Raw genomic sequence first — 13,574 nt, 5'->3', positions numbered from 1 at the left:
TTAGTCTCAATGTGCTAAAACTCAGAAGTGAGTGGCGGCGCAAAGCGCCGCCACTCACTTCTGGGTTTTAAGAATCACCTGCAGCTTCTTGTTGGCGATATAAACAGAAATAGCGATCTTGCAAAGCCATTAATTCTAAATGAGTTCCCTGTTCAGCAACCCTTCCTTTATCCATTAACAAAATCAAGTCAGCACTATGGATCGTAGCAAGGCGATGGGTAATAAAGAAAACCGTGCGTCCGCGAAACTCCTCTGCAAGATTTAGACAGACCTGACGCTCAGTATTGTAGTCGAGAGCGCTAGTCGCTTCATCTAAAATTAGTAATTGCGGCTTTTGCAGAATAGTTCGGGCGATCGCAATCCTTTGTCTTTGTCCACCAGAAAGAGAAGCTCCCCGCTCACCGACTCGTGACTCGTAACCTTGAGGCAGTTGCATAATGAAGTCATGGGCGCAAGCTGTTTGTGCGGCAGCCACAATCTCATCGGGTGTAGCATCAGGATTGGTCAACGCAATGTTTTGCTGCACTGTACCATCAAATAGCAAGGTATCTTGCAAAACGACACCTATCTGTCGCCGCAATGAATACAGCTCTACTTTGCCAATATCATACTCATCGATAAAAATTCGACCAGCCTCAGGTTCATAGAGCCGCGACATTAACTTAGTCAGGGTACTTTTACCCGCTCCACTAGTGCCGACAACGCCGACAAATTGACCTTGAGGAACATCTAAATTAACGTTATTTAGCTGCAACGGTCCATTGGGATTAAAACGGAAATTGACATTCTCATAGCGTACTGCTCCTTTAATTGCAGGCATGGGAATATTGCGCCGACCTGCTTCTTCCTGCTCTTGAGGATGATTAATAATATCGCTGAGGCGTTCCAATGAGAGTGCGGTTTCTTGGAAGTTTTGCCAAAGTTGAATCAAACGTAAAAGAGGCGATGTCGTATAACCCGCAATAATCCGAAATGCAATTAGCTGTCCTAGAGATAGCTTGCCATCAAGTACCAAGAAAGCCCCAACCCATAACAGTAACAGGTTAGAAAATTGATTTAAAAACTGACTCATGGAACCCGCAGTTGTGGAAGTTACGACGGTCTTAAATCCATCGGAAACATAGCGAGCATAACGACGTTGCCATTCCCACCGTGACTGCAACTCGATACTTTGCGCCTTAACAGTCTGAATACCTGACACAACTTCCACTAAGTAGGACTGAGTTGCAGCATTACGTTCAGCTTTACTGCGAAGCTGCGTCCTGACGATCGGGGCAACGATAAAGGTTAGCAATGCAAACAATGGTACGGTTCCTAAAGCTACCAAAGTCAAGAGCCAGCTATAGCAAATCATCACCACGATATAGACGAAGGAAAATACCGCATCAAGGACAACGGTAAGAGCTGTTCCTGTCAAAAATTGACGAATATTTTCCAGTTCACCGATGCGGCTCGATAGTTCTCCCACCGATCGCTTCTCAAAATAGCGCAAAGGTAATCTGACCAGATGATCAATGGTTTCGGAACCGAGGGTTAAGTCAATGCGATTAGTTGTATTTACAAACAAGTAGGTTCGCAGTGCGGTAATTAAAGCTTCAAAAAAGGCGATCGTTAAGAGAAGAATGCCCAGAATATTTAAGGATGGCAGGGAGTTTTGCAGAATTACTTTATCAATAATCACTTGGGTGATCAGAGGATTTGCCAATCCCAATAACTGCACAAAGAAGGAGGCAACCAAAACGGTAATTAAAGGATTGCGGTAACGCTTAAGGGATGGCAAAAACCAAGATAGTCCAAATTTTTGTTGAGGAGTATCCTTGGTTTGCTGAATGATTAAAATCTGTCCCGATTCGCCCCAAAGATCGGCAAATTGAGCAGTTTTCTTAATGACAATTCCCTGTTCAGGAATACCTAGTATCTGCTCGCGATCGCTAGTTTTGTAAAGTATCGCAAAGGTATCTTGCCAAGGTAATAAAGCTGGTGTCGGAACCTGACTAATGGCACTGGCAGGAATCGTTACTAACTGTCCATTTAGTCCCATTAGCTCAGCGATCATGCCGCATAACTGCAAAGAGATGCTTTGAGAACGATCATATTGATTGACGATCGCTCGTTTGATCACATGGCGATTAAAGGGCATACTCCAATATTTAGCTAACATCTCAAAACAAGCCACTGAAGCATCAATGGGACCACGCCCATAGATATATGGATAGTCTTGAGGCTTATGATTGCCGCGATCGCTAACAGTCGGCAAATCAGGAGCATAGGGAATATCGAAGGCAGTAGGATGGGCTGGTAATTCGGTTACTATTTCCGTAGCAACGGCAAAATCATCGCGCAAACCAATTAAACGCAAATAGCTAGACTCTGGAATCTCAAAAACAGTGCGATTTGGTTCAACTCTTGTTCCCAAAGGAATTGTGATATTTTGTCCACCGCTAACGAGCCATACAAAGTCAGGATCAAGCGGCGGGATTGAATTTTTCCCCGCAGGTAAAGTCAGAACTCGCGCATCTTGGCATGAATTGCGAGCTTGCTCTATAAAATCTTTAGGAGACTGAGCACGGCGATCCATCTCGATCGCAAATAGATCAAATACTTCTGCTGGTGAAACTTGGGAGATAAAAGCCTTCTTAAAAGTAGGATAGCGATCGCAAAGTTGTAAAAAATCTGTTGCTTCTAAGGATAAAAAAGTACTTTCAACAGAAGCGATCGCCGTTTCGCAGGGTACATCACGGATCAAACTCGCCCATCCAATTACCGCGCCAGTTTTAAGGGTTTCTAAAGTCCTAGGTGATGTCGCCTTTGGTATTTGCGCCAATAGCCTTGCTTGCCCTTCCCATAGAAATAATACTTGCGCTGGCATAGTCTCTCGACGCAGTATCAACTGTCCCATCCGATAGCGCAAGGGCTGAAGGCGATCGCTTATTTCTTTGACGATCGAGTGATCAAGATTTTGGAATAAGGGGATACGCTCAATGAGATCTTGGATAGCATTACTATTGGCAAACATAGTCGTTAACTTATAAGGAGCTGAAGGAGCAAAAGCAAGGCTTTAAAAACAATGATTTTCACAGAGAACCATGAAGATGTTTAATCATCATCAGGATTTTTTCGGCGAATTTTCCTCTTGTAAAAGCTCTTCAAACAATTGATTGAGAAGCAACTGAGTTGTCTGATCGTCAAACTGAGCAGGCATAAATTTTTCTAGTCGTAAAATCACAAACCATTCTTCTAAAGGAAAAGGTGGATGGACTTGCTGGGGAAGACTATGGCGCAATTTCTCCACGATTACGGGAGGCAATTTATTAAGCAATAATGGTCCAATCATGCCACCTGTTTGCGCTTCTACACCTTGAGAATATTGAGATGCAACCTCTGCAAAAGTCTGTTCACCATCTTGAATCCGAAAGAATAGCTCTTGCAAAAGCTCAGGATTTTTATGGCGAATCAGTGAATAGATCACCCGATCTAAGCTGGTTCTACGATTTAGAAAAGTTGATTCGAGACGATTTGCCCAATTCTGATGCTTAAATTTTTCGACCTTAAACTCGCGTAGAGCGATCGCCTTTAGTTGCTCATCAGTAAGACTATAAGCCTGACAATAATTTTGGATTGCTTCTTGCGAAACTAACTTATAGCGCTGCAGAAATTGTTGCAGAGCCAGATTAATTTCTTCAGGCTCAAGGTTAATAGCAGCGATCGCACGATCGATCGCTAGTTCTCGCTTAAAATTTGGTAACAAGCGATAGATCGCTAAAAGCTCGCCAAAATTCCCTTCCTCAATTTTGAGATTATCAATTGTCAAGCAACTCACCATGATTGTCAGAGAAAATTATCATTTAAAGAATTGCTACAAGATCTAAGAGTGAAAATAACATTAAACTATGAATCTATATTTCACGACAAGTGGATCTTGCATTAACGCAACTATTCAGATTTTGAAACCGAATTTAGCGGGCTTTTAGTTTGCAAACATATTGTTACATAGCCTTTCTCACTTCCAAGATTTCTCGATTTCGTCAATTGAGCAACAGCGTCTATATTCTTTGCAAACTGGAATCGAGGGATTCTGAAGATTGACGATAGAAGAATCAAAACAGAGAATCTCTGAAAAATCGGCAAGATCTTGCTCGTTTAACCTTGGTATGCGCCCATTCACGTCCTCACGGCTGGGATAGACACCAGCAAAGCCATTTTCAGTAGAGGATCTTAATACCTCAGGAAATATTAATGTGGGCTGAGACTCAAATGAACCAATATCGACTCGATCACCAAAAATACGGGGTAAGCCGCGTTGATCGGTAGCAGCTACACCTGCGTTGCTGCCTGCATTTATAGCAGGGCTACCAGAAACGAGAGCAAAGGTCTGGGTGGGACCGCCATTGTTGGCAAGCGTAGTACTAATCACCGTACTAGCCGCGCCAGTCGGCGTAATTGGCGTAACGCCACCAACAGTACCGATACCGCTAATGCCACTTACGCCATTGATGCCGATAATGTTTGGACCAGTAAAAGTGAGAGTGCTGCCACCGATACCTGTGCTGATTTCTTGTCCATTAGGTGAATTATTTCCGATAACAATACTGTTGGAGAGCGACATCGTGCCTAAAAAGTTGTTAATCGCACCACCGAAACCAGCCGTATTGCCAAAAAAGGTGCTGCTATTAACCGTATAAGTACCGCCTTGATTGTTCAGAGCACCACCGTTGATTCCAGCCGTATTGCCAAAAAAGGTGCTGTTTGAGATATTGATCGTATTCCCTAATTCGTTGCGAAGAGCGCCACCAAATCCTGGCGTATTGTTGCCAGTGAAGGTACTGTTGGAAAGATTTAGCGTCGATCCTCCCGTGACTAGAATGCCACCTCCACTTATTGGATGGTTTCCATTAATAACGGTCAAGTTATTCATATTGACATTGCTGCCACCCGTAATTGTAAAGACTCGGACGGCATTGTTACCACTAACGGTCGAGCTAGGCAAACTTGCGCCATTTAGTGTCAGGTTTTTGTCAATCGTAACCGTGTTTGTCAAAGTGTAGGTTGCCGCAGCCAGATTTACCGTCGCACCAGCCACCGCGACATCGACTCCATTTTGCACCCTACCACCTGCTCCCACATTCACCGTAGTCGCAGTACCTGTGAGTGGAATTCCCGCTCTTAATGTAATTGGAGCGTTCAGATTGGCTGTGGGTGCGCTTAGGATCAAGGCTCCTGTGAAATTTGGGGTTGCGGTATCGATCGCAGCATCGACTGTAATCGCATTCGAGGCGATCAGGTTGACATTTGCCCCATTGAGAGCTGCCACGATCGTCGCGCTGTCGATCGTACTAGCGACAGGGTTTGCATTTGCTGCTGCAACGGTTGCATCTATTCCACCGCTTGCTACGACTGTAATCGTCGTCGGATCGAGTAACCAAGTGCCCGTTTCGCCTTGGAACGCCGAAGTGTTTACCCTTGCAGTATTGCCAACCACAAGATCATTTTTCCCAGAGGTTTCAATCAGTCCGCCATTACCGCTTTGAGTACCACCTTTTGCTGTAATCGTGCCATCAAAGATCGTCTTACCATCCGACCACACGATCGCCAAGCCACCGTTTCCATTCATCAAAGCATCAACGTTAATGACACTATTCGCATCTACAGTTGTAGTTTGTGCCTTGGGTGTTGTGCCAGTTCCTTGATAGTTGCCACCAATTAATACCGTGCCGCCTCCATTGAGTCCAGAGGCATTGATATTTGCACTAGCCAAGTTGATGCGATCGCCTAAAATCTGGATGTTACCGCCCTGATCGCCTGACACATTCAAAGTTCCCGATGCGATCGCATCACCAGCTTTTGTTGGTGTTATAATTCCCGAACCTGTTAGCAGTTTGGGCAAATCCACAGCTGTGAGAGGTGGAGTCGCACCCAATTCTTGTTGTGCTGCGATCGGCAGATCTAAACTCAGAACTCCACCTACAGGTGTGATTCTCACATATTTTCCATCAGGCACAGCGATGATATTAATCTTGCCATTGGGTGTGGTAATTGTGCCCGTGTTGACAACAATTCCACCCACAAGCGTAATGCTTTGTCCCTGTGGAACCGAGAGATTTCCTTGATTCAGAATTACACCTGTTCTTTCAGTCATAGAAAGTGAATCGGTTGAATCGGTGGAATTCGTAAAAGCAAAAGCGTTGGGAGAACCTGTGAGATTTTTTAGATCGTTGGTACTGGTATTAATGCCAAACCAGCCGTTCCCAACTTGGATTCCTGATGCTGTCGTAGCGGTAAAAGCTGCTGGGACATTTAAACTGGCGTTGGCTCCAAATATTATTCCTGCGGGATTCATGATGTAGAGATTGGAATTCCCGCCTGTGAGTTGAATTAGCCCGTTAATTACGGAAGGGTTGCCACCGACAACGCGGCTGAGAATGTTTTGAATATTTGGTTGGCTGAGGAAATTGGCGATTTGTCCCTGATTCAGTCCAAACTGTTGGAAGCTGTGGAAAAGATTTTCGCCTGCTTGAGTTCCACCTGTAATGTCAAAGCGTTGTCCATTTTGCAGTACGACGGTATTCGTTCCATCTGTGGCAGTTGTAATTGGTTGTGCAGAGAGAGAATCTGCGAAGAATGGTAATGGTATGGATAGAAGCGCAATTCCTTGCAGAATACAAGCCGCCGCAACATTTTTTTTATAACATCCTAAGACTAATTTCATCGTAAAACCCACTCTGAACTACCCGTCCTGATTTTAGTTTAAGTTCATCTATTTTGCAAATCTAAATTCTTTCGATCAAACAATTCAAAATCCCTAAAATCACTCTGGCAAGAGAAGTCTGTGAGCCTACAGCTCATGGTGCTTAAATCCGAACCAATAATACCGAAACACAAAATGGCTACGCCATTTTGTGTTTTTAAAACCCTTACTGGGTTTGGGTTTTAATTCACAAAAGTGTTGCAACACTTTCGTGAATTGGTATAAATTTTTGTTTGCGAATATTCCGATCAAAAAACGTCCTTCAGATTGCTCTGAAGGACGGTAAATTTATGGCATTTGTTAGATTCTCAATCAGTCAGTTTTCAATCAGGAAAACTGAACTAAGCTAGAACGTTAGTGCCAAGAGTCAATCCAACTCCACTAACTATATTATTCAGGGTAACCAGATTCACGAAGTTTGCACCTCCAACAATACCATTCGTATCAATTTGGACTTGTGTATTAGCGCCAACTCCAAGGAACCGAACGTAACCATCAGCGATCGGATTCGTACCAGCATAACCAGCAGCGGCAAGCACCCCACGAATGTCAAGTGTGTCTTGAGCAGTGTTGAAGTCGGTAATAGTATCAGTCCGATCAGTGAAGAGGTTGTAGACAAACTTATCACTTCCAAGACCACCCGTTAGGGTATCGTTACCAGCACCACCCGTTAAGGTGTCGTCACCAGCACCACCGACGATGATGTCGTTGCCAGTACCACCAAAGAGGGTATCGTTACCGATGCCGCCCGTTAGGGAATCGTTGCCTGCGCCGCCATCGAGGGTAACCGCACCACTGAAACCAGATGCGTTAATGGTGTTGCCACCAGTACCGCCTGTCAAAGTAGCCAGTTCGATGGAAATTAGCGTGTCCGTACCGTTGCCTGTCAAGGTAGTGTCGGTCAAGACAAAGTTAACATTCCCTGATTCTATTAATGTGTCAGTGCCAGCACCTCCATTAATCGTGTCATTACCAGCTCCAGTTCTGAGGGTAAAGGTATCGTTGCCAATACCGCCATCAAGGGTGACAGTACCGCCGAAACCAGCTACGTTAAAGATATTGTCACTATTACCACCAGTCAAGATCGCCTGTTCGATGCTGGTTAGGGTATCAGTCCCGTTACCTGTCAGTTGGGTATTAGTCAGGGTAAAGTTGAAATCGCCAGATTCCACGACTGTGTCAGTACCAGTGCCTCCATTCATTGTGTCATTGCCAGCACCACCGCTCAGGATGTCGTTGCTTCCACCACTGCTTAGGACGTTGTTGTTAGCATCGCCCGTGAGGTTGTCGGCTCCACCATTACTGGTCACGTTCTCGATATTAGAGATCGAGGTGAAGCCAGACGCAGTTCCGAGAGAGAGATTGACTGTGACTCCGCTTGGCGCAGAGTAGGTCAAAGTATCCGTGCCAGCCCCAAGATCTGCGGTTACAGACTCAACATTGACCACTGAGCCACCTTCCACGGCAGTGAGGACAATTCCGTTGTATGTCACGACAAGGGTTTCGTTGAGAATGCCAGCGCGTCCAGAGAGTACCAGCGTATCATTGTCGGCACCACCATCTACTGTGTCGGTTGCGTCGGCATCAACCGTATAGCGGATCGTGTCGTCACCAGCACCACCGTTTACAATGTCGCTGCCAGTACCGCCAACTAGGTTGTCATTGCCATCGCCGCCGTTCAGTGTGTCAACGCCAGCACCGCCAACTAAGTTGTCATTGCCATCGCCGCCGTTGAGCGTGTCAGCACCATCTTGACCGAAAAGGTTGTCGTTGCGAGTGCCACCGTTGAGCGTGTCGTTGCCAGCATTGCCATACATGATGTTGTCAAAGTTGGTCACTGGATTTACGGTGAGTGCATCAGCGCCTCCGCCATTACCACCAGTTCTGATCTCAAAGGTCTCAATGCGGAAAGCGCCTGTTGTTGTATTTGTAGATCTGATGTTAAGTGTGTAGATCTGATTTCCAACCATATTGGCTGTGGTAGTGACGACACCTGTCGTACTTACGGCAAAGACTGCAGCAGGATTCCCATTAGCCAATGTTTGCGAAACCAACGAGTATTCAAATCCCGTGGGCGTATTGGCATCCGTCGTACTCAGGGTTGCGATCGTCGCACCTGCAAGAGGAAATGCATTTCCTGCTGCTGGAGCCAGACTGTTAAACTGAATGTCGGTTGGCGCTACAACATCGAGACGGATGGTCACATCGGCGAACTGGAGCTGCTCAATGTTCTTGATCAGATCGGTGTCGTCAGATACTCTCCTAGCAATGCCCGTTGCAGGGTCAACAACAGGAGGACGGGTGACACCGTTGTCGAGATCGCGAACATAGATGAAACCGTCGCCATCCACATCGGTTGCCCGACCGAGCGTATTAAAGCCCTCGATTTCATATTCTGCGAAGTTGCCTTGGTAGACGGCGGTGTCGATGTTTTTGTTAAGTCCTGTGAGGTCGGTATTGTCGGTCAAGATCTCGCGGACGATGGTCATCTGACCAGGATTGATGGTTCGGTTCAGCAGCAACGAGGTGAGCGATGCGCCGCCAAAGGCTGGACTGCTGTAATTTGGGCTGCCGTCTGGGTTGGTGTTAAAGACCTTGCCTGCATACTGGCCCATAACGGCGGTATCCGTGCTCATCGAATCAGCAGAATAGATCGTGCCGTTGATGTCGATTTTAATCCGCACGTTCAACCAAGCATCGCCATCAATGATGTCGAAACCACCACGTCCCTTGATGATATCGTTGCCGTCGCCACCCATAAGGATATTGCCATCTCGGAAGAAGGTGTCGCCAGCGCCATTACCAGTCACGGTGTTGAGCGTAACTGCTGCACCGCCAAACCAAGTTCTAAAGCCATTGATCCGATCAACACCTTCGTTGGTTAGCAAGTTGTTGAACAATACATCGATCGCCCCAGCAGGAGCATTAGCCAACGGCAAAGTGCTGAAGAACAGTTGGTCTGCGGTGACGGGATCGAAAGCGATGGGAGATGCACCTGCAACATGACCGCGATCGTCGCCAAACAGTTCATCATTATTCTTCCAACCTGATAATGCTTCCACGTTATCAAAGCGATCGCGTAAGACATCGTTTGGAGTGCCGACAGCAGCAAGATTGAAATTCAGGTCGAACTTAATGGGCGAGTTGTCGTACTTAGCAATGCCCCAGTCAAAGCCGAACATGCCTTCATAGCGGTAGACACTCGCGCCAGAACCCATGATATCGTCGCCTGATTCTGCGTCGTAGTCGGTTTCGTCGCCCTGACCGAACAACACATCATGACCGAGGATTGGGCTGTTGAAGAACAGTTCCGAGTTGTCACCTGCCAGTGTATCGAAGCCAGCTCCGCCTTCGATCCAGTCGCTGCCCTCATTGCCGAGTAGAAAGTCGCCGCCAGTACTACCAAGGATGAAGTCGTCGTCAGTACCACCAAAAACTTCGCTACCATCTTGACCAAGTACGATATAGTCTGTGCCTTGGTCACCGAATACCAGATCCAAGCCACGCGAACTGGTGATGACATCGTTGCCCTGTTCACCGCGCAACATATCATCCCCAAATGGATCTTCGATAATGTCGTCGCCTTCGCCGCCGAAGACGTTGTCAGCACCAGCGCCACCATTGATGTAGTCATTGCCACCATCGCCCCATAGGGTATCGTCACCCTTGTCGCTGTATAGTTTGTCGTTACCTTCAGTACCGCCGATCACTACATGTTCGCCACCAGTAAACCTTAGAGTACCGCCGAAATCGTGGTTTCCATCGACGATGCTGCTGCCTGTGTAGTCGCGCTGAACTTTGGGATTAAAGAGAGTACCTCCAAGCGGATCCTTGCCAGCGACATTCCCGTTATAGTCTTCCTGTGCAATGCCCCGATCTAGCTCGAGGATATGGTCTGGTGTGACGAACAGAAATCCATTTAAATGGGTGGCATATTTGTCGCCGAGTGCGGTGTTGCGCATCACCATGTCGGCGAAGGTATTAGGCTCTAGCTGGTTGAGCAAGTTCATGCCCTGAGTACGGCTCAGATAGTAGAAACGATCGCCGTTTTGCAGGTTCTCCATCTGAGATTCAAACACAAAGTTGAAGGTACTACCCAACATGCCGCCGAATTCAGGATGCGCTTCGGCAAGCCCGCCGATCCAGAAATCGACAGTATTGAGTCCACCCAGATCACCTCCAGCATAAGCGCCTGTGGCATTCAAGAAATCTAGGCGATCGGCTATGGTAGAAGGAACGCCGTTTGCATCAACACCAAAGACGAGTTCCTCTGCTGCCGCACGTTTGCCAGCAACGGATGATTGTGAGGTGATGCTCGTATGTGTACCGTAAGCCGCGATGAAGTTGATAATCGAGAGCTGGTTTTTGACGTTCAAGGAAAAATCAACCCAGCTGGTGTAGGGCTTGAGGTCAGCTAAGCCAGTGCTATTGTAAAGTTGCCTACGGGTTTCATTGAGCGACGGAACGCCAGTTTCACGACCACGGGCAATGTTGAGCGCACCAAGGTCGAGCGGCAGTCCCAAGAGATTGCTACGCAAGTCGTCCACGATGAACTCGTCAATCCCGTTGCCTACGTCACGGGTCAAGCCTCGGACTAGGTTGGCGTTGATGGTTGCTATATCCGCTCCGCTTTCGATGTAGGCCTGTGGGTTGAGGAACGCTGCCAGCAATGTCTTCTGATCTGGCTCTCCGTTGACGGTCGACAGGTTGTTGTCTAAGCGATCAACTGTGCCAGTTAGCATCGAATGTCCGAAGCGATACACCGTGTGGGCAAACTCCGCCACGATCGATGGGTCGATTTCGGGGCTGTTGTTGAAGACGAAGGGATCGATCATCGGCTGAATGCGACGAGCAAATTCTTCAAACACCATATGCTGGTATTGCATTTCATTGGTGAAGCGGGCAGCTTGAAATAGACGTTCGCCGTCCCATTCCAAATTCGCAATATCACTGGGGTCGGTCGGAACTGCCGCAACGTCAATTCGCAACCACTCATTTAGGAACGCCAGATCGTTCGACGCAAGAATGGTTGCCTTATTTGCTTCGACGAGACGATTGTGCTCGGAGTGGAAGATGGAGTGAACTGAGGTCAGCGCGATGTTCTCATTGCCTCGTCCGTCACCCGTGATGAAATGTGAGTTCAACATTTCATCGTCGTAGGTCGTAGCATCGTTATCGTCGCCGACACCAGGATCTGTGTCCGCAATTTGTGGGACTAGCTCTCCTGAACTGTTTCTATAGAATCCAGGTACTGCATGGTGGGCAATGTCATCGAGGAATGCGTGGTTAGTGCGAACTGTGTTGGCAGGCAGAACCAAGCCTGCTTCTGTTCCCTCAACAAAGCCAGTGGTAGTGGCTACTTGAGCATAGCCATTGGCTCCTGGAATGAATTTGCCATATTGATCAGTCAGCAGCAGTGGCACGTTGTGGATATCGAAATCACTGAGGATGATGCCCAAATTGATCCGAGCATTCGCCTTGACTTCACCCCAGTTGGAGATCGAATCTGCAAGCGAACCATCAAGTAATTTACCAGTTGCGATCGTCACGGCTGTGTTGACGCTTCCGTCGCCTGTGAGGATTACCCTCTTGTATTCGCGCAGGAACACTTGATGCGAGGCATGAGAGGTGTAGGTTTGGTTCTGGTCGATCCATGAGGTTGTCGTGTTCTCGTGCTGCGGAACACCATCCACAATCGTTGTTGTCGCGCGGGTCAGCGCCATGAATCGGAGCTGCGGCGGGAGATCGTCAGCATTACCGAAAATGCCATCGGCTCCAGCAACCAGGGGATCGTCCTCCTGTAGTGGAATATATACTGTGCCGTTGCCGCCTTTGGTAACGAGATCGAGCCCGTGGTCGAAGAATTGACCGAAGATGGTCATCCAAGAGTTGAACCCAGACGATAACCCGATGTCTGGAGAGAGGTTAAGAAGAACCTGGAGGTCTTCGTTCGTGAGGTTGTTGGCAGTCGGTGCAACCCCATACTTCTCTTCGTAGTACGCCACCGACAAGGGGTTGTTTAGGAAGGCATCAATCGCCGCTGGGTTGTTGACAGACATGTCCGAGATCAAATTGGAAATAATGCGCGGATCGGCATCAGCAACACTAGCTGGATTGACTCCAGGTGGGTTTGTACTAAGGCGGAGATCGTAGTTATTATTTGTGATGACTGGCGCACCTGGAACTCCAAACGACATCTGGTCGCCATCAGCATCATTAATGAACACTGGATCGGTCAAGCGAGGAAATAGCGTGTCTGCCGCACCGATCGTGCTCCTCCCTGGGATGAGGCTGTTGAAGGTGCCATCGACGGTGCGCAGACCAGCAGGCAACTGCGCTGCATTGGCGGCGGAAATACCATACGCATCCATGATCGACTGAAGAATTGTCTTAGTTTCCAACACTGACTGGTAGCCGATGGAGCTATCCTCAGCAATCTTGATTTGAAACAGGATTTTTTCGAGGTCTGCTTTGTTGACGATAAAACTAGATGCCATAACGTTAAACCTTTGACTGCAATAAATTTGCTGAAGATTGATGTAGATAGAGGTCAAGCAAAGTACTGTCTATTCTCAATAAACAAAACGATAAAAAATTCATCGTAATTCCCAAGAAATCAGCAACAAAAATCACAGGGAATGGAGATACGGAGAGTATTTTTAACAGTAATTCTGAAGAGAATGGAAGTATCGCAATAGATTTTCCAAGAGCAAGGCAATAGCAACTAGGCACAATTAATTTCAAATATAAATCCGTAAATCATGTTCATGTGAGGGTACAAATTTACAGATTTGAGTGATTTATTTTACAAAATTAATTACACGCTAGG

The 13,574-nt window shown here is 47.1% G+C and carries 4 protein-coding genes; all 4 read right to left on the bottom strand.

Features of this window, described 5'->3' with window-relative positions:
• Positions 1-67: 67 nt before the first annotated feature.
• On the bottom strand, positions 68-3,016 hold the full coding sequence (locus tag ABM313_RS20410) for a peptidase domain-containing ABC transporter (RefSeq protein WP_434684988.1): 2,949 nt from the start codon (positions 3,014-3,016) through the stop codon (positions 68-70).
• 90 nt (positions 3,017-3,106) lie between these two features.
• Positions 3,107-3,811, bottom strand: coding sequence for a peptidylprolyl isomerase (locus ABM313_RS20405; protein ID WP_434684987.1), 705 nt, complete (start codon positions 3,809-3,811; stop codon positions 3,107-3,109).
• Positions 3,812-4,000: 189 nt separating this feature from the next.
• Positions 4,001-6,706 carry a choice-of-anchor Q domain-containing protein gene (locus ABM313_RS20400; protein WP_434684986.1) on the bottom strand — a complete coding sequence of 902 codons (2,706 nt, stop codon included), beginning with the start codon at positions 6,704-6,706 and terminating at the stop codon, positions 4,001-4,003.
• Between the two features lie 380 nt (positions 6,707-7,086).
• On the bottom strand, positions 7,087-13,242 hold the full coding sequence (locus ABM313_RS20395; RefSeq protein ID WP_434684985.1) for a peroxidase family protein: 6,156 nt from the start codon (positions 13,240-13,242) through the stop codon (positions 7,087-7,089).
• Positions 13,243-13,574 lie beyond the last annotated feature (332 nt).

The sequence above is a fragment of the Pseudanabaena minima str. Chao 2107 genome (assembly GCF_051131155.1).
Classification (GTDB): domain Bacteria; phylum Cyanobacteriota; class Cyanobacteriia; order Pseudanabaenales; family Pseudanabaenaceae; genus Pseudanabaena; species Pseudanabaena minima.
Note: the sequence above shows the minus strand (reverse complement) of the source record. Positions and strands in the feature narration are given on the sequence as shown.